Source organism: Kitasatospora phosalacinea, from assembly GCF_000717185.1.
GTDB classification, from domain to species: Bacteria; Actinomycetota; Actinomycetes; order Streptomycetales; family Streptomycetaceae; genus Kitasatospora; species Kitasatospora phosalacinea_A.
On the sequence record NZ_JNYE01000012.1, the window covers coordinates 63,752 to 80,971 of the forward strand.

The window sequence follows — 17,220 nt, forward strand, 5'->3', positions numbered from 1 at the left end:
CCGGAGCGGTCAAGGGGACGAGGCCGCGAAGCTCGCAGAGGGCTTGTTTCTGCGTGCGCTGACCATCAACCAGATATCGGAGCCCGGGCGACCGGGCACCGCGAGACGCCGAGAGGAGGCGAGTGCAGTGGAGACCAAGATGATCACCAAAGTGACCGACCTGATGACCACCCTCGCCATGCCCTCGCGCGTCAGCGCGTCGGTTCTGGGTCTTGGCACGGCCGGCGGCAACGCCGGAGTCCAGCTGTCCGAGCACTGCCTTGTCAGTGATCTGGGCAATGCTGAGGGCACCCGTGTCGAGGCAGGTCTCTCCCGTGACTGGGCGCTGTTCGTCGACGGCATTTCGCTGTCCGACGAGCGACCGACCCAGGCACCGAAGGCAGTAGCGGCAGAAGCCCGGCATGGGCGCTATGCGGCCGCCGTCGGTGCCGGAACCAACAAGCAGGACCAGCAGATCTCCCTGGCCGAGGCCGCCGTTCGCGGCGCCGGAGCCGGTAGGAAGCAGGCTTTCCGCGGGCCTGGACCCTGGAGCGAACGACCCTGACTGAACCAGTCACGGGCGGTGCCTCCAGGGCCGCGGAAACCCAGCAACCGGGTTCCGCGGCCCTTCTGTTTTGTCCGGTACGCAAGACCCACCCAGGCCCCCCGGGGCCTCCGGACCGATCCGAACAACGGAACGGCCGGATCCACATCGAAGACGAGGAAGACGCCCACAGTGTCCACGGTCATCACACCGCCGCCCCTCCCGTCCGTACCGACCGACAAGACCGTCAAGGCCAACCAGGCCGACCCCCCGGAGGTAACACTCATGCAGCTCACCGCCATCGACGAGGCTGACTCGCTCGGGCTCCCGATCCCGTGCCGGGCCTTCGACCCGGAGGTCTTCTTCGCGGAGACCCCCGCCGATGTCGAGTACGCCAAGTCCCTGTGTGGCACCTGCCCCGTGAAGGCCGCCTGCCTCACCGGCGCCATCGAGCGCCGCGAGCCGTGGGGCGTCTGGGGCGGCGAGCTCTTCGTCCAGGGCGTCGTCGTCGCCCGCAAGCGTCCGCGTGGCCGTCCGCGCAAGACCGAGGTCATGGCGTGAACCCCGCAGCCACGGCCGACCGCAGCGGCACCGGAGCCGTCCGCAGGGGAGAGCAGCCCCCGCTGGACGCCGCTCTGCGCCACTCGGTACGCATCGCGGCCGCCAAGGCCGACGCAGAACTGACCCGTCCCTTCCCGAGCACGCACCACGAGCAGGACCACCACATGAACCCCGCCGGCATCGACCCGACCGTCCGCTCCGAGCAGACCACTGAACTCCAGATCCAGAACAGGACGCTTGAGATGAATCTCCTGCAAGAATCCCTGGCGCGCGCGCATATGCAGCAACGCCTCCACGAGGCCGAGGAGCAACGCCTCGGCCTGCGGGTGATGCGCGCGGCGCGACTGCGCCGCAAGGCCGAACGTGCCTCCCTGCGCGCCCGCAAGGCCCTCGCCGTCGCCCTGATGTGACGGACGCACCACCCCGCCGGCCGGCCGCGAGGCCCCGCCGGTGACCCACCCCTGAACGCCGACGGCCGACTCCCCGCCCCCGGGGAGCCGGCCGTCGGCGCGTTCCGGCACCGCCGTTCCGGCCGCCCGCCGGGCGGGTGCGGAGCGGGACCGGAACGACCCCTGGGCGAACCCGGGCACCGTCTGCCCCGTTCCGTCGCATTCATTCCCCCGCCCCAAGACCGCACTTGCGCACGGCTGTTCGCCACTCGAACTGATCGTGCAAGGATGGGCGCCATGTGGCCCTCCCTCCCGCTCGGCGAGAAACTGCGCACCGCCCTCGGCCCGCCGCGCAAGGTCCGCCGCCTGGTCAGCAGCCCGCGCTCCCGGGTCTGGCGGGCCGAACTCTCCGGCCGCTCCGTCGTGGTGAAGCAACTCGTCGACTCGCCCGGCGCCGACCAGCGCTACGCCCGCGAGGCCGCCGCGCTGGCCCTCGCCGCCCGGCCCGGCCGCCCCGGCCGACCGGTGGTGCCCGCGCTGATCGCCACCGACCCGGCCAACCGGCTGCTGGTGCTGGAGCGCCTGGAGGACCGCACCCCCGGCCCCGGCTGGCAGGCCGACTACGCCACCGCGCTCGCCGGGCTGCACGCGAGCGCCCCCGCCGACCTCGACGACCTCGCCGGGACGGCCCCCGGCACCGACCTGCCCACCTGGACCGGCCCGACCGAACGCGACCTCGGCTGCTTCATCGCGCTGGCCCGGATCCTCGACGTGCCCGCCCCGCCCGGCGCCCGCGCCGAGGCCGAGGCCCTGGTCGACCGGCTCTCCGCCACCCCCGCCCGGCACGCGCTGCTGCACGGCGACCCCTGCCCCGGCAACGACCTGCACACCGCCGACGGCGTCCGGTTCGTCGACTTCGAGCAGTCCGCCCTCGGCCCCGGCGCGGTCGAGTTCGCCTACCTGCGGGTCGGCTTCCCCACCTGCTGGTGCTCCACCACCCAGCCCGCCGCCGCCCTGGCCGAGGCCGAGGCCGCCTACCGCACCGCCTGGCGCGCGGCCACCGGCACCGAAGCGGCCGGCGCCGCCGAGCTCGCCGACGCCTGCGCGGGCTGGCTGATCCGCGGCGACGCCCTCGTCCCCGCGGCCGAACGCGGCACCGCCGACCACCTGGCCCGGCTCCACCACGGCGACTGGACCTGGGGCAACGCCACCGCCCGCCGCCGCCTCCTGCACCGTCTGCGGGTGGTCGCCGAACTGGCCGACGCCGACACCGCCCTCCCGGTCTTCGGCCGCTTCTGCGCCACCCTCGCCGCCCGCGCCCGCACCACCTGGCCCACCGCGGGCCCACTCACCACCGAACGGACCTGACGGCCCTGGCCGGTCAGGCCCGGACGACCGTCACCCCGTGCTGCTCCAGCATCCGGGCCAGCTCCTCCGGGTAGCCGAGGCCGGTGGCCGGGTCGCGTTCCGCTGCCAACTCCCTTTCGGTGGCGGCGAAGTCGTGCCAGTGCAGGGTGAACGGCGGGACGACCCCGAAGCCGCCGCCCAGGCAGTCGCGCAGGCCGTTCCACTCCCGCCCGTAGTAGCCGCCCGGGCCGTTCACCGCCTCGCCGAGCGCGCAGTGCAGGCCCGTCCCGTCCTCCACGCCCCTGCCGTCCAAGTGGTACTCGCCGCCGGAGCGGTCCGGCCCGGGCTCGCGGAGGTACAGCGCCAGCGACTGCCAGGCTTCCTTGGCGGCGGTGCTCAACCCGCGCCAACTGCCCGGCCGCTGCGGAGGCCCGGCCTGCCAGCTCCGCCAGACCCCGCGGGCCGCCGATCCCGGCAACTGCTCCGGGGATACCGACAGTTGCACGTCCAGCAGCCCGCCGCCGAGCACCGACGGGCCGGTCCGTTCGACGGCCAGCCCGGTGGAGACGCGGTCCAGCACCCGCCCGCCGTCGTCCAGCGCCCACAGCTCGGTGTACGCGGGCCAGTTCCGGTGACCGGCGGCCAGCCGGGCCCGCAGCGCTTCGGCGAGCTCGCAGCCGACCAGCCGCACCGGCAGTGGCCGCGGCGGCTCGCGGTCCACCAGCAGCCCCGTGACCTCCGAACACGCCGCCAGCAGCTCGTCGGTGGGCCGACTCGTCGTCAGCTCGAAGCGTTCGCAGGGGTGCTGCGCCAGCCGGAAGGCGTCCACCGCGCCGATCGCCGCCCCGACCACCACGTCGACCAGCGCCGGATCGGCGGCGTGCGGCCCGACCGCGAGCACCTCAGCGTCCAGGAGCTCCCACCAGTGGCTCCGCCCGGAGCCGGTCCGCCCCTCGATCCAAGCCGCCCCGACCCAGCCGGCCACCACCCCGGGCGCGCAGCCGCGCATGACCAGCACCTCCCGCGGCGGCGGGGGCGGGTCGGCGAACAGTCCCTCGACGGCCGCGCACCGGCCCAGCAGCAGTTCGCCGCCGCCCTCGTCCTCGGCTTCCCCGACGACCAAGTACCGCACCGGGAAAGCCCGCTCCCACCGGGCGTGGTCCTCCGCCCGCACGTGGTCCACCCACACCTGGTCCGACAACTGCGGCCCCCCTTCGAGGACCTCAGCGTGCACCGGGTGCCCCGGCCAGGGCAAAGGGTTTCGCGGGCCGGGGCGCCCGGACTCAGTCGGCCTCCGGGTCGGCGAAGCCCGGCAGCCAGCGGACCAGCTCCTCGTGCAGGCGGACGGTGGCGCCGAGCTGGCAGAGGACGCCGATGGTGGAGAGGGTGACCCGGTGGATCAGCAGGTAGGAGGGCGGGAGGTTGAGCCGCTTGCCGAGGTTGTAGGCGGGGGAGCGCGGGTCGGCGATCCGGGCGGCCTGGGTGCGCATCCAGTCGCGGCTGAAGGTGAACTGCTCGGCGCGGGTGGGCTCGATGATCGGGAGCAGGTAGTCGAGCACCGCGTCCGGGTCGAGGGTGATGCCGGAGCGGATGAAGTTCTCCTGCCGGAGCAGGTCGTGCACCGCCGTCGCGTCACCGGCCAGGGCCAGGCGCAGCGAGGTGCCGATCGGGAGGGGCAGGCCGCCGGGGAGGCGGTCGACGGTGCCGAAGTCGAGCACGCCGAGCTTCCAGCTCGCCGCGGTGCGGCCGGTCTTGACCAGGCGGAAGTTGCCGGGGTGCGGGTCGGCGTGCAGCAGGCCGGTGCGGCTCGGGCCGGCGAACAGGAAGCGGGCGAGCAGCTGCCCGGCCCGGTCGCGCTCGGCGCGGGTGCCGTCCGAGACGACCTGGGAGAGCGGCTTGCCCTCCAGCCACTCGGTGACCAGCACCCGCCCGGACTGGGCGACCACCCGCGGCACCAGGATGTCGGCGTCCCCGGTGAACTCCTCGGCGTGCAGTTGCTGGGACTCCGCCTCCAGCCGATAGTCGAGCTCCTCGGTGACCCGTTCGCGCAGTTCGGCGATCAGCGGCTTGATGTCCACGCCCGGGATCAGCGGGCCCAGCACCCGGGCCAGCCGGGAGAGTTGGCCGAGATCGCTGAGCAGGGCCTCGCCCGCGCCCGGGTACTGGATCTTGACCGCGACGTCCCGTCCGTCCTTCCAGACGGCGCGGTGCACCTGGCCGATCGAGGCGGCGGCGGACGGCTGGTCGGAGAAGGACCGGAAGCGGTCGGCCCAGTCGGCGCCGAGGTCGTCGGCGAGCACCGCGTGCACGGTGCGGGTCGGCATCGCCGGTGCGGACTCCTGGAGCTTGGTGAGCGCGGCCCGGTAGGGGCCCGCGACGTCCTCCGGGAGGGCGGACTCGAAGACCGACATGGCCTGCCCGAACTTCATCGCACCGCCCTTCAACTTGCCGAGGGTCGCGAAGAGTTGCTCGGCGGTCTGGGCCTGCAGCTCGGCCGCGACCTCCTCCGCGGGCCGCCCGCCCAGGCGCTTGCCCAGGCCGAGGGTGGCCCGCCCGGCGAAGCTCAGCGGCAGGGCCGCCAGCCGGGCCGTCCGGGAGACCGCCTTGCGGGGCATCTCAGACATCCGCCGCCCCCGCCCGGTCGGTGCGGCCGGTGACGGCCGGGGCCGCCCCGGCACGCGGGCGGGCGACCGGCCGTGCCGTGCCGGTTCCTGCCTTGCGCGGTAGATCGCTCACCGGACCTCCTGATCCTCCGGACCGACCGGCGCCCCGCCGGCGGTCGGTACAGCGGCGTCCCGGAGCCCGCCCGGCGCCCGGCGACCTCCGCCGGGCGCCGCCGCCCGATCCGGGGGCGGTGCCCCGGGCGGGCGGTGGCGGGCGGATCGGTCGTGGACCACCGGACGGGCTCACGGCTCGTCCTAGGCCATTGTGCCCGCTCGCCCCGGCGCGGAGGACTGCCACAGGCAACCGCAGTCCGGGTGACTGCGCAGCCGCAGCCGCCGCACCATGCCGTCGGCGGCGGACAGTTCGCACCAGCCGTCCACGCTCGGCGGCGGCGCCCCGTCCAGGTACAGCTGGACGTGCAGGGCGGCGAGTCCGGCGACCGCGGCCGCGACCGCGCCGTCGCAGGCCGGGAGGCGGGCCCGGCCGGGGCCCTCGTCGATCAGCTGGGCCAGCAGCCGCGGCCAGGCCTCGTCCTCGTCCCGCCGGGCCAGGGTGGCGCAGCTGCCGCAGGCGGAGGCGCCCGGGACGACCAGCGGGCCGACCACGCCGAGGTGTTCGAGCACCCCCGTGTACAGGTGCGGGATGCCGGCCCGCATCAGCTCCTGGGCGTCGACGGCGGCCCCCGTGTACGCGGCGGAGCCGTCCCGCGGGGCGAGCACCACCAGGGCGGGCGGCGGTGGCGCGCAGCCGCCCGATGTCGCCCGGCGGGAGGCCGCCGGGCGCGCAGTCCCGGGCGGTGACCCGGCCGCGGTCCAGCACCGCGACCTCGCCGATCCCGCCGGCCGCCAGCGCGGCCCCGACGGCGGCTCCGATCCGCCCGGCGCCGCGCACCTCGACCCGGGCCCGGGCCCGCCCGTGCAGCACGGCCGCGGCCTCGCCCGGTGCCGGGTGCACCAGGGAGAGCGAGGCCAGGTCGGGGCCGAGCAGGTCGCGCCGGGCCGGCGGGTACAGCTCCAGCACGTCCCGCAGGGCCTGGGCGTCGTCCAGCAGTTCGCTGCTGCCGAGCGAGTCGAGCACCGCCCGGCAGTACTCGGCGCCCAGGCCGAGCTTCTGCCCGGCGGCGATCACCGCGGGGCCGTCCCGGCTGCCGTCGATCAGGTCCAGGAAGTCGGCCAGCCTGCGGTCGACGCCCTCGATCAGCCGGGCGTGCCGCCGCACGGTGCCGAACTGCAGGGTCTGCTTCTCCCGCCAGAGCCGGGACAGGGCGGGCTTGATCACGGGGCGCATGCGGGTTCCTCCCAGGGTCGGGCTCCCGGCGTCGGGACCGCCGGTGACCGCAGCTTGCCCGCCCGTCCGGAAGCGCGGAAATCCGTTGTCCACAGCCCCGGTAGGACGATCGGCTCATCACTGTGCACAGCCTGTGGACAACGCGCCCGGGTGGTCCCGCGGGCCGCGCCGCCCCGGTGCCGGACTTCTGTCACGGGGACGGGGTAACGTCCTGTGCCATGGCAGCCGAACGGGACTCCCACCGGTCGGCGTCGCGTCGGCGCGTCCGGGCAGCCTCCGGACCGGCGGCCGCGGCGCCGGGTGCGTACGCCGGCACCGAGGCCGACTGCGAGCACACATCCGACCGCGAGCACGCGTCCGACCCGTGCCACGCGTCCGACCCGCGCCGCACCCCCGGTCCGACCCGCACCTCCGGTCCGAGCCGCGCGCCCGACCAGGCCCGGGCGCCCGAGCGCGCCGCCGTCGACCGCAGCAAGGTCGAGGTCCGCCGCAGCGCCCGCCGCAGCCGCACCGTCTCCGCCTACCGCGAGGGCGACCGCACCGTGGTGCTGATCCCGGCCCGGATGTCGCACGCCGAGGAGCAGCGCTGGGTGGCGCAGATGCTCGACAAGCTGGCCGCGCAGGAGAGCCGCCGGACGCTCGGTGACGAGGCCCTGCAGGCCCGGGCCCGCGAGCTCTCCCTGCTCTACCTGGACGGCCGGGCCGTCCCCGAGCAGGTCCGCTGGGTCACCAACCAGAACTCCCGCTGGGGCTCCTGCACCCCCAGCGAGCGCACCATCCGGCTCTCCCACCGGCTCCAGGGCATGCCCGAGTACGTGGTCGACTACGTGCTGCTGCACGAGCTGGCGCACCTGCTGGTCCCCGACCACGGCCCCCGGTTCTGGGCCCTGCTGGACGCCTACCCGCGCACCGAACGGGCCCGCGGCTACCTGGAGGGCGTCGCCTCCGCGGCCCGGCTGCCGCACGTCCCGCCCGCCCGCGCGACCTGAGCCCTCGCCCGGACGACGGACGAGGCCCCGGACGACGGACGAGGCCCCGGCCGCCCTCCCAGGAGGGCGGCCGGGGCCTCGCGGCGCACCGGGAACGGCGGGTCAGAGCAGCGTGCGGGCCCGTGCCACCAAGTCGCGCACCGAGCGGTCGGTGTCGGCGGGCAGCTCGTCCCAGCCGAACCAGCGCAGGTCGAGCGACTCCTCGCTGATCAGCTCGCGCGCCCCGGCCGGGGCCAGGGCCACGTACTGCACGTCCAGGTGGGTGTTCTCCGGCCGGTCCTTCCCGGCGCAGCGGACCTGGTGCCGGTCCAGCTTCACGGGCGCGGTGCGGCCGTCGGTGGTGAGCAGCGCGAGGTCCGCGATGCCGGACTCCTCGACGGCCTCACGGAGTGCGGCCGCGGCCAGCGTGGCGTCGCCGGGCTCGCAGTGGCCGCCCATCTGCAGCCACCGCCCGACCTTCGGGTGCAGGGTGAGCAGCACCCGCCCGCCCTCCGGGTCGACCACCAGGGCGCTGGCGGTGACGTGCCCGGGCAGGCAGGCCCGCCACATGCCGTCGGGGCGGTCGGCCAGGTGGGCCAGGTAGTCCCGGCGCAGCTCGTCCTGGCCGGCCCCGTCGGGCGTCCAGTCGGTCAGGGCGCGGACGGCGTCCTCGTGCAGCGCGGTCACTTGGCGGTGCCCTCCGGCCCCTGCTCGCCGTCCTTGCCCGCGTCCGAGTCCTCACCCGAGCCCGAGCCCGCGTCCTTGTTCGAACCCGAGTCCGAGTCCGAACCCGAGTCCGGAGCGTCCTCGTCCGGGGCAGCGTCCGACGAGGTGCCCGACGGGGCGTCCTTGCTCAGGTCCGTCTTGCCGCCGCCGCTCGTGCCGCCGCTCGCGCCCCCGCCCGCCGCCTCGCCGAGCAGCTTGTCGAGCGCGTCGAAGTCGAAGCCGCCCTCGGCCACCGGCGCGGTGTCGCGGTGCACGAAGCCGTCCGGGTCGTCGAGGTCGGCGGCGGTGGGCAGCATGTCGGGGTGGCTCCACAGCGCGTCCCGGCCCTCGACGCCGCGGGCGTCGGCGAGCGAGGCCCACAGGCGGGAGGCGTCGCGCAGGCGGCGGGGGCGCAGTTCGAGGCCGACCAGGGTGGCGAAGGTCTGCTCGGCGGGGCCGCCGGAGGCGCGGCGGCGGCGGAGCGTCTCGCGCAGGGCGGCGGCCTGCGGCAGGTGCGGGGCGGCGGCGGTGTGCACCACGGCGTCGACCCAGCCCTCGACCAGGGCCAGCGCGGTCTCCAGCCGGGCCAGGGCGGCCTTCTGCGCGGGGGTGTCCTCGGGCTGGAGCAGGCCGCCGGCCAGCGCCTCCTGGAGGGCCTCGGGGTTGGCCGGGTCGATCTGGCCGACCAGCTCCTCCATCCGCGAGGTGTCGACCTTGATGCCGCGGGCGTAGGCCTCGACGGCGCCGAACAGGTGCGCCCGCAGCCACGGCACGTGGGCGAACAGGCGCTGGTGGGCGGCCTCGCGCAGGGCGAGGTAGAGCCGGACCTCCTCGGCGGGCACGCTCAGGCCCTCGCCGAACTCGGCGACGTTCTGCGGCAGCAGCGCGGCCTTCCCGGCGGGGGCGAGCGGCAGGCCGACGTCGGTGGAGCCGACCACCTCGGCGGCGAGCGCGCCGAGCGCCTGCCCGATCTGGGTGCCGAACATGGCGCCGCCCATCGAGCGCATCATGCCCATCAGCGGCCCGGCCATGGCCTGCATCTCCTCGGGCAGCACGCCGCCCATGGCGTTGCCGACCCGCTCGGCGACCGGGTCGACCAGGTCCTTCCAGACCGGGAGGGTGGCCTCGATCCACTCGGCGCGGCTCCAGGCGACCGCGGCGGAGGAGGTGGAGGGGAACTCGGTGGCGGAGTCCAGCCAGAGGTCGGCGAGCCGGACGGCCTCGGTGACGGCGGTGCGCTCGGCCGCGCCGACCGAGCGGTCCTTGGACCTGCCCTCGGGCTGCTCGGCGACGACGGTCTGCCGGGCGATGTTCTTGGCGAGCTCCCAGTTCACCGGGCCGCCCTCGAACGAGAGCATCTGCCCGAGCTGCTGGAACGCGGCGCCGAGGTCGTTGGGGTTGAAGCCGCCCATCATCGCGGCGAACGGGTTGTCCCCGCCCTGCCCGCCGCCGGGGCCGCCCGCGCCGAAGAGCGCCCCGAAGGGGTTGCCGGTGCCGAAGCCGAAGGGCGGCTGCGGGGTCGAGTCGCCCTGCTCGCCGTCCTTCTTGCCCTTGTTCTCGCCGTCCTCGGGCTCCTCGGGGGGAACGCCGAATCCGAAGGGGAGGTCGCTCACGGGGTCCTCGATCTGATCGGCCGTCACGCGGGTGGTGTGGCGGGAAAGTCTGCCGCCCGGGGGCTCCGAGCGGTTTCAATGGTCTCGCGGCGACCGCGCCGGGTGCACCGCCGGGGCCGAGCCTCGGGCAGGATGGTCGAGTGCGTGACACTCGTACGTCCGCACTTAAGCTAACCGTGGAGGATGGCCGGTGAGTTCCCCGCCTTCGGACGTTCGCTCTGGGCTGACCGAGGGCGAGGACGCGCCGACCGACGCCGGATCGCCGACTCCAGCCTACGGCGGCAGGCCGCTGACCGTGGCCGTCACCGGCGCGGCGGGCGTGCTCGGCGAGCGCGTCGCGCAGCGGCTGGTGGACTCGCCGCACGTGCGCCGGGTGCTGGCGCTGGACGAGCGGCGCGGCGAGGTGCCCGGCGTGCAGTGGCGGGTGCTGGACGTGCGCGACCCGGCGGTGGCCGAGCGGCTGGCCGGGGTGGACGTGGTGGTGCACCTGGCGATGGACCTGGGCATGGAGTCCGACCCGCGCACCCGCAGCGCGTACAACGTGCGCGGCGCGCAGACCGTGGTGACCGCCGCCGCGGCCGCCGGGGTGCAGCGGGTGGTGCTGTGCACCTCCGCGATGGTCTACGGGGCGCTGCCCGACAACGAGGTGCCGCTGGCCGAGGACTCCGAGCTGCGGGCCACCGAGGAGGCCTCGCTGGTCGGCGACCTGCTGGAGATCGAGCGCCTGGCCCGCCGCGCCCCGCGCGCCCACCCGGGGCTGCAGGTCACCGTGCTGCGCCCGGCGGTGGTGGTCGGCCCCGGCATCGACACCGTGCTGACCCGGCACTTCGAGGCCCCGCGGCTGCTGGTGGTGGCGGGTTCCCGGCCGTGCTGGCAGTTCTGCCACCTGGACGACCTGGCGGCGGCGCTGGAGTACGCGGCGCTCGGGCTGGTGGAGGGCGAGGTGACGGTCGGCTGCGACGGCTGGCTGGAGCAGGAGGACGTCGAGGAGCTGTCCGGGATCCGCCGGATGGAGCTGCCGGCCTCGCTGGCCCTGGGCACCGCGGCCCGGCTGCACCGGCTGGGCCTGACCCCGGCCCCGGCCGGGGACCTGGCGTACACCATGTACCCGTGGGTGGTCTCCGGCAGCCGCCTGCACGAGGCGGGCTGGCGGCCGCGGCACACCAACGAGGAGGTGCTGGCCGAGCTGCTCGCCCAGGTGTCGGGCAAGCACGCGGTGGCCGGGCGCCGGCTGGGCGGCAAGGAGGCCGCGACCAGCCTGGGCGCGGCGGGGGCGACGGTCGCGCTGATCGGCACCGCGGCGCTGGTGCGGCGGGCCCGCAGGCACCGGCGGATCTGATCACCTTCTTTTCGCATGGCGGAATTACCGCATCGTGATACGAAAATCCTTGCGGCCGGTCGACGGGCATGCGGAATGATGGTGGGCATGTCCGAGAACCACGACCCGATCCGCCTGCTCGCCGTCCGCGAGGCCCCGCTCTCGCTGGACGAGGTCCACGCCGCGGTCGGCGACGACGCGGCCGGCGGCACCACCCTGTTCGTCGGCACGGTCCGTGACCACGACGGCGGCAAGCCGGTCGCCGCGCTGGAGTACAGCGCCCACCCGACCGCCCTGCGCGAGCTGCGCCGGATCGCCGAGGAGGTCTGCGCGGACTTCCCGGTCCAGGCGCTGGCCGCGGTGCACCGCACCGGCCGGCTGGAGATCGGGGACGTCGCGGTGATCGTCGCGGTGTCCTGCCCGCACCGCGGCGAGGCGTTCGCGGCCTCCCGGCGGCTGATCGACGACCTCAAGCACGGGGTGCCGATCTGGAAGCACCAGGTCTTCGCCGACGGCGAGGAGGAGTGGGTCGGCGCGGGCTCCTGCTGAGGCCCCGTGTCCCCGCGGGGCGGCGCTCGTTGCCCGTTCGGCGGTACCCCGTCGTGGTGAAGACCGGGCCCGTCCCGTAACCCGGATGCCGCGCGCGCCGTTCCCCCTACAGGCGGTTAATCTGCTGATACACATGACGAGCCTGTGGGGAGTTCGAAGATGGCTGCGCTCGCCTGGTTGATCATTCCTGTGGTGGCCGGGGTCCTGGCCGCGGTCTGGGCCACCTGGGCCGCCCGCCCGCCCCGTGCCATGACCGACCCGACCTCGCTCGCCGAGCACGAGCGCTTCCGCGCCGCGATGGAGCGCAGCACCGGCGTCCGCGACTGACCGCGGAGGGCCTCCCGGGCCGGTGTCCGCACCGGTCCGGGGCCCTTCCCCGATCGGCGGTGCGGGCCGCGGCCCAGCGGTACACCCCGCCCGGCACTTCCCGTACTGTCGTGGCATGCCACGCCGATCGGCGACGATGCTCGCCGCCACCCTGCTGCTGATAGGCCTGCTCTGCGCCTCGGTCCTGTTCAAGGTGCCCTTCACCGAGATGAGCCCCGGGCCGACGTACAACACCCTCGGCGTGCAGGACAAGACGGGCACCCCGGTGATCACCATCACCGGGCACGAGACCTACCCGACCAGCGGCCACCTGAACATGACCACCGTCCAGGTCACCGGGGCGAACTACCAGCCCAGCCTGGTCTCGGCGATCGTCGGCTGGATCCGGGACGACGTGCTGGTCGTCCCGCACGACAACGTCTACCCGCAGGGCCAGACCGACCAGGAGGCCCAGCAGGAGAACGCGGAGCAGTTCGCCTCCTCCGAGGACAGCGCCAAGACCGCGGCGCTCAAGCAGCTGGACATCCCGGTCGGCACCGAGGTCATCGTCTCCGCGGTGACCGCGGGCGGGCCCTCCGAGGGCAAGCTGCACGCCGGTGACCAGATCGTCGCGGTGGACGGGGTCGCCATCACCGACCGGGCGCAGGTCGCCGAGCAGGTGACCAGGCACCAGCCCGGCGAGACCGTGGTCTTCACCGTCGTCCCGCACGCCAAGGCCAGTGCGACGCCGGACCCGGCGGACGAGGTGCAGGTGCCGGTGGTCACCGCCAGGTCCGAGGACGACGGCCCCGAGCGGGCGGTCGTCGGGATCACGCCCAGCGTCGACCACGTCTACCCGTTCAAGATCGACATCGGCCTGCAGGACGTCGGCGGCCCCAGCGCCGGGCTGATGTTCGCGCTCGGCATCGTCGACAAGCTGACCCCCACCGACCTCACCGGCGGCAAGTTCGTGGCGGGCACCGGCACCATCGACGACGACGGCGCGGTCGGCCCGATCGGCGGCATCCAGATGAAGCTGATCGCCGCCCGCGACAAGGGCGCCGAGTACTTCTTCACCCCCGCGGACAACTGCGCCGAGGCGAGCAAGGGCACCCCGTCCGGCCTCACCCTGGTCAAGGTCGAGAACCTGGACGGCGCGGTGAAGGCGCTCGACAGCATCCGCAGCGGCGACGGGGCGGCCCTGCCGAGCTGCGGCAAGTAGCACCCGCGACGGCGGAGGGCCCCCGGCCGGGGGCCCTCCGCCGTCGCGGTGCGGGGCCGCGGGACGCTCAGGAGAAGGTCGCCAGTAGGGCGTCGGTCAGGTTGGGGACGAGCTCCGGGCCGGTGAGCACCTCGCGGGCGACGTCCTTCTCGCGCAGGCGCAGGGCGACCTCCTTCGCACCGTCGCGCAGCACGGCCGCGGTGATCCGGACCTCCTGGCGCTGCGGGTGGGTCGCCACCCACTCGTTGATCTCCTGCTCGGTGGCGTTCTTCGGCCGGGAGGCCTCCGCGCCGGGCGGGAGCATCAGCCGCTCGACCACCAGGGCGCAGCCGACCACGCCGTCGGGCCAGGCGATGGTGCCGAGGAAGCGGTCGAGCTCGGTGCCCGGGGGGATCTCCTCCTGCTCGACCGGGGTGAGGCCGGTCGGGTTGTCGTCCAGGCCGAGCTGCGAGGCGAGCCGCGGGTTGGCCTTGCGCATCTGCGCGTTGTCGACCAGGGCGAACAGGCGGGCGGGGAGGTCCCAGCCGAGGGTCGCGGCGTGCTCGTCGATCTCCAGGGCGGCCCGGGTGAGGGGGGTGGCCGCGGGGAGGCCGGAGGCGGCGGCGGTCAGGTCAGGGGAGTCGGACATGGGCCAATCCTCACATGCCCGGGGGGCCCCTCTCCAACTCCGACGCAGCCGCCGGGAACTCAGGTAAAGACTGATGAAGTTGCATGGGAGACCGCTGTCCGCCATGGTGCGGCGGCACGCAACTCCGACGACGACAGCTGAGGTGGCGCCTTGACCTTCCAGATGCCGGACCGCTCAGGTCCGGGTACCCGAGCGAGAGTCGGGCCGCCGTCGCGCCGGACGAAGGTGCTGCTGCTGACGCTCGGCGTGCTGGCGGCGCTGTTCCTGCTGTTCGTGATGTTCGCGGGGCTGTGGACCGACTGGCTGTGGTTCGACTCGGTGCACTACGGCTCGGTGTTCACCTCGCAACTGGCCGCCAAGACCGGCCTGTTCGCGGTGTTCGGGCTGCTGATGGCGCTGGTGGTCGGCTTCAACCTGTGGCTGGCGCACCGGCTGCGGCCGCCGCTGGCCGCGATGTCGGTGGAGCAGCAGAGCCTGGACCGCTACCGGATGGGCGTCGCGCCGTTCCGCAAGTGGCTGCTGGTCGGCCTGTCGCTGCTGGTCGGCCTGGTGGCGGGCGCCGCCGCGGGTGCCCAGTGGCGGACGTGGATGCTGTGGGTGAACGGCACCCCGTTCGGGGTCAAGGACAGCCAGTTCCACAAGGACGTCTCGTACTACGCGTTCAAGCTGCCCTGGTACGAGTTCGTGCTGGGCTTCGCGTTCAGCGCCGTGATCGTCTCGCTGCTGGCCGCGACGGCCGTGCACTACCTGTACGGGGGCCTGCGGCTGCAGGGGCCCGGGCGGCGGGCGAGCGCCGGGGCGCAGGGCCACCTGGCCGTGCTGCTGGGCGTGTTCGTGCTGCTGAAGGCGGTCGCGTACTGGCTGGACCGGTACGCGCTGGTGGTGAAGAGCGAGTCGTACAAGAACGTCGACGGCTGGACCGGCCTGCGCTACGTGGACGCGAACGCGTTCCTGCCGGCCAAGACGATCCTGTTCTTCGTGGCGGTCATCTGCGCGCTGCTGTTCTTCCTGACGCCGATCCGGCGGACGTGGGCGCCGGCGCTGATCGGCTTCGGGCTGATGGCGCTGTCGGCGATCCTGGTCGGCGGGGTCTACCCGGCGCTGGTGCAGCAGTTCCAGGTCAAGCCGAACGAGCAGGCCAAGGAGACCCGCTACATCCAGCAGAACATCGACGCGACCCGGCAGGCGTACGGCATCGCGGACGCGGCCGAGCAGCAGTACGCGCCGACCGACTCGACCGACGCCGGGAAGCTCGAGCAGGACGCGCAGACCATCGCCGACATCCGGCTGCTGGACCCGAACGTGGTCATGCCGACGTTCCAGCAGAACCAGGCGCTGCGCAACTACTACGCCTTCCCGAAGACGCTGGACGTGGACCGGTACGGCAAGCAGGACACCGTGCTGGGCGTGCGCGAGCTGGACATGGCGGGCGTGCAGCAGCGCAACTTCATCAACGACCACTTCAAGTACACCCACGGCTACGGCGTGGTGGCCGCCAAGGGCAACCAGGTCGACCAGAGCGGCAACCCGGTCTACACCGAGCAGTCGCTGCCGACCACCGGCGACCTGGGCACCTACGAGCAGCGGGTGTACTACGGCGAGAAGACCACGATGTACTCGGTCGTCGGCCCCGGCATGGACGAGATCGACTACACCCGGGACGGCCAGCCCGACCAGACCTCCCAGTACGGCGGCGGCAGCGGCGTCTCGATGGACAACCCGCTGACCAGGGCCGCGTACGCGGTGAAGTTCGCCGAGCCGCAGCTCCTCTACTCGGGGGCGATCAAGGACGGCGCGAAGATCCTGTACGACCGCACCCCCAAGGAGCGGGTCGAGAAGGTCGCGCCGTGGCTGTCGATCGACGCCGACCCGTACCCGGTGGTGCAGGGCGAGCGGCTGGTGTGGGTGCTGGACGGCTACACCACCTCGGACGGGTACCCGTTCTCGTCGAAGACCACCTTCGGCGACGCGACCAAGGACTCGATGACCGACCAGCGCGGCCGCACCCTGACCGCCGCCAACCAGGTCAACTACATCCGCAACTCGGTGAAGGCCACCGTGGACGCGTACACCGGCGAGGTGACGCTCTACCAGTGGGACGAGGCCGACCCGGTGCTGAAGACCTGGATGAAGGCGTTCCCGGGCACGGTGAAGGCGAAGGCGGACATCCCGTCCGCCCTGCTGCCGCACCTGCGCTACCCGCAGGACCTGTTCAAGGTGCAGCGCGACCTGCTCGGGCAGTACCACATGACCGACGCCACGGCGTTCTTCAACGGCACCGACATCTGGGAGGTGCCGGAGGACCCGACGGTCAACACCCACGAGGTGCAGCCGCCGTACTACCTGACGGTGCGGATGCCGGACGCGCCGGAGGCCAGCTTCTCGCTGACCACCTCCTTCGTGCCCTCGGGGCGCAAGAACCTGGCCGCGTTCATGGCGGTGGACGCCGACCCGGGCCCGGACTACGGCAAGCTGCGGATCCTGCGGATGCAGTCCGGCTCGGGCGCGCTCGGCCCGGCGCTGACGCAGGCGAAGTTCAACTCCGACTCCGAGGTGGCCCGGCAGCTGACCCTGCTGAGCAACGGCGACGACTCGGGCCTGGTCTACGGCAACCTGCTGACCCTGCCGGTCGGCGGCGGCATCCTCAACGTGGAGCCGGTGTACCTGGTCGCCCGCGGCGCCAAGGTGCCGGTGCTGAAGAAGGTGCTGGCGGTGTACGGCGACCGCAACGTGGCGCTGGCCGACACCCTGGACGAGGCGCTGGCCAAGGTGCTCGGCAGCGCGGCGGCCGGGGCCACCACGCCCACCGCCCCGGCCCGGCCGGAGACCCCGGGCAGCCCGGACCAGCCGACCACCACGCCCACCGCCCCCGCCACCCCGACGCCGGAGAGTCCGGAGCTGCAGAAGGCGCTCGCGGACGCCCAGAAGGCCTTCGACGACGGCCAGGCTGCCATGAAGAACGGCGACTGGGCGGCGTACGGCAAGGCCCAGGAGGCGCTGAAGAAGGCGATCGCCGACGCGATGGCCGCCGAGCAGCAGGGCGGCGGGAGCGGCGGCGGCACCCAGCCGGGCGCCTCCCCGTCCGCCTCGCCGCCGGCCTCCCCGCCCGCTTCGCCGACGGCCCCGCCCACCGGCTGAGC

Annotated in this window: 16 protein-coding genes; 10 read left to right on the forward strand and 6 right to left on the reverse strand. The window is 74.2% G+C overall.

Annotated elements, in window-relative coordinates:
- Positions 1–127: 127 nt before the first annotated feature.
- From OO57_RS07245 to OO57_RS07260, 4 genes are all read left to right on the forward strand, one after another.
- On the forward strand, positions 128–544 hold the full coding sequence (locus OO57_RS07245; protein ID WP_033251465.1) for a hypothetical protein: 417 nt from the start codon (positions 128–130) through the stop codon (positions 542–544).
- A gap of 171 nt (positions 545–715) precedes the next feature.
- On the forward strand, positions 716–1,084 hold the full coding sequence (locus OO57_RS07250; protein WP_106973923.1) for a WhiB family transcriptional regulator: 369 nt from the start codon (positions 716–718) through the stop codon (positions 1,082–1,084).
- Positions 1,085–1,248: 164 nt separating this feature from the next.
- Positions 1,249–1,494 carry a hypothetical protein gene (locus tag OO57_RS07255; RefSeq protein ID WP_033212161.1) on the forward strand — a complete coding sequence of 82 codons (246 nt, stop codon included), beginning with the start codon at positions 1,249–1,251 and terminating at the stop codon, positions 1,492–1,494.
- A 276-nt stretch (positions 1,495–1,770) separates the two neighbouring features.
- Complete coding sequence (locus OO57_RS07260) at positions 1,771–2,841, forward strand: phosphotransferase (RefSeq protein WP_033251466.1); 1,071 nt, start codon at positions 1,771–1,773, stop codon at positions 2,839–2,841.
- Positions 2,842–2,854: 13 nt separating this feature from the next.
- On the opposite strand, the gene OO57_RS07265 is transcribed toward OO57_RS07260, so the two are convergent.
- The 3 genes from OO57_RS07265 to OO57_RS39195 all read right to left on the reverse strand — a co-directional run bounded on the left by OO57_RS07265 (position 2,855) and on the right by OO57_RS39195 (position 6,206).
- Positions 2,855–4,021 (reverse strand): barstar family protein, encoded by a 1,167-nt coding sequence (locus OO57_RS07265; RefSeq protein WP_051776799.1) that lies wholly within the window; start codon positions 4,019–4,021, stop codon positions 2,855–2,857.
- A gap of 82 nt (positions 4,022–4,103) precedes the next feature.
- Positions 4,104–5,444 (reverse strand): ABC1 kinase family protein, encoded by a 1,341-nt coding sequence (locus OO57_RS07270; protein ID WP_033251467.1) that lies wholly within the window; start codon positions 5,442–5,444, stop codon positions 4,104–4,106.
- 294 nt (positions 5,445–5,738) lie between these two features.
- Complete coding sequence (locus OO57_RS39195; RefSeq protein ID WP_158715045.1) at positions 5,739–6,206, reverse strand: hypothetical protein; 468 nt, start codon at positions 6,204–6,206, stop codon at positions 5,739–5,741.
- A gap of 783 nt (positions 6,207–6,989) precedes the next feature.
- On the opposite strand from OO57_RS39195, the gene OO57_RS07280 reads away from it, so the two are divergent.
- Positions 6,990–7,760, forward strand: a complete 771-nt coding sequence (locus OO57_RS07280; protein WP_324606768.1) for a M48 family metallopeptidase — start codon at positions 6,990–6,992, stop codon at positions 7,758–7,760.
- A 102-nt stretch (positions 7,761–7,862) separates the two neighbouring features.
- Here the strand turns inward: OO57_RS07280 and OO57_RS07285 are convergent, their stop codons facing one another.
- Together OO57_RS07285 and OO57_RS07290 are read right to left on the reverse strand one after the other, a co-directional pair.
- Positions 7,863–8,426 (reverse strand): NUDIX hydrolase, encoded by a 564-nt coding sequence (locus OO57_RS07285; protein ID WP_033251468.1) that lies wholly within the window; start codon positions 8,424–8,426, stop codon positions 7,863–7,865.
- Complete coding sequence (locus tag OO57_RS07290) at positions 8,423–10,057, reverse strand: zinc-dependent metalloprotease (RefSeq protein ID WP_033251469.1); 1,635 nt, start codon at positions 10,055–10,057, stop codon at positions 8,423–8,425. The genes OO57_RS07285 and OO57_RS07290 overlap by 4 nt, the downstream gene beginning before the upstream one ends.
- Positions 10,058–10,247: 190 nt before the next feature.
- On the opposite strand from OO57_RS07290, the gene OO57_RS07295 reads away from it, so the two are divergent.
- The 4 genes from OO57_RS07295 to OO57_RS07305 all read left to right on the forward strand — a co-directional run bounded on the left by OO57_RS07295 (position 10,248) and on the right by OO57_RS07305 (position 13,452).
- Complete coding sequence (locus OO57_RS07295; protein WP_033251470.1) at positions 10,248–11,396, forward strand: NAD-dependent epimerase/dehydratase family protein; 1,149 nt, start codon at positions 10,248–10,250, stop codon at positions 11,394–11,396.
- Between the two features lie 87 nt (positions 11,397–11,483).
- Positions 11,484–11,924 carry a molybdenum cofactor biosynthesis protein MoaE gene (locus tag OO57_RS07300; protein WP_234337247.1) on the forward strand — a complete coding sequence of 147 codons (441 nt, stop codon included), beginning with the start codon at positions 11,484–11,486 and terminating at the stop codon, positions 11,922–11,924.
- 159 nt (positions 11,925–12,083) lie between these two features.
- Positions 12,084–12,251 carry a hypothetical protein gene (locus OO57_RS44615; protein WP_199811220.1) on the forward strand — a complete coding sequence of 56 codons (168 nt, stop codon included), beginning with the start codon at positions 12,084–12,086 and terminating at the stop codon, positions 12,249–12,251.
- 115 nt (positions 12,252–12,366) lie between these two features.
- The gene (locus OO57_RS07305) at positions 12,367–13,452 is read left to right on the forward strand and encodes a PDZ domain-containing protein (RefSeq protein WP_033251472.1); all 1,086 of its coding nucleotides are present in this window, start codon (positions 12,367–12,369) and stop codon (positions 13,450–13,452) included.
- Positions 13,453–13,519: 67 nt separating this feature from the next.
- On the opposite strand, the gene OO57_RS07310 is transcribed toward OO57_RS07305, so the two are convergent.
- Complete coding sequence (locus tag OO57_RS07310) at positions 13,520–14,080, reverse strand: PPA1309 family protein (protein ID WP_033251473.1); 561 nt, start codon at positions 14,078–14,080, stop codon at positions 13,520–13,522.
- Positions 14,081–14,242: 162 nt separating this feature from the next.
- On the opposite strand from OO57_RS07310, the gene OO57_RS07315 reads away from it, so the two are divergent.
- On the forward strand, positions 14,243–17,218 hold the full coding sequence (locus OO57_RS07315) for a UPF0182 family protein (RefSeq protein WP_081973514.1): 2,976 nt from the start codon (positions 14,243–14,245) through the stop codon (positions 17,216–17,218).
- Positions 17,219–17,220: the final 2 nt, after the last annotated feature.

Coding starts and splice junctions, on each gene's coding strand:
- OO57_RS07260 (WP_033251466.1), top strand. CDS start 1,771: ATGTGGCCCTCCCTCCCGCTCGGCGAGAAACTGCGCACCGCCCTCGGC.
- OO57_RS07305 (WP_033251472.1), top strand. CDS start 12,367: ATGCCACGCCGATCGGCGACGATGCTCGCCGCCACCCTGCTGCTGATA.
- OO57_RS07255 (WP_033212161.1), top strand. CDS start 1,249: ATGAACCCCGCCGGCATCGACCCGACCGTCCGCTCCGAGCAGACCACT.
- OO57_RS07300 (WP_234337247.1), top strand. CDS start 11,484: ATGTCCGAGAACCACGACCCGATCCGCCTGCTCGCCGTCCGCGAGGCC.
- OO57_RS07280 (WP_324606768.1), top strand. CDS start 6,990: ATGGCAGCCGAACGGGACTCCCACCGGTCGGCGTCGCGTCGGCGCGTC.
- OO57_RS07270 (WP_033251467.1), bottom strand. CDS start 5,444: ATGTCTGAGATGCCCCGCAAGGCGGTCTCCCGGACGGCCCGGCTGGCG.
- OO57_RS44615 (WP_199811220.1), top strand. CDS start 12,084: ATGGCTGCGCTCGCCTGGTTGATCATTCCTGTGGTGGCCGGGGTCCTG.
- OO57_RS07310 (WP_033251473.1), bottom strand. CDS start 14,080: ATGTCCGACTCCCCTGACCTGACCGCCGCCGCCTCCGGCCTCCCCGCG.
- OO57_RS07315 (WP_081973514.1), top strand. CDS start 14,243: ATGCCGGACCGCTCAGGTCCGGGTACCCGAGCGAGAGTCGGGCCGCCG.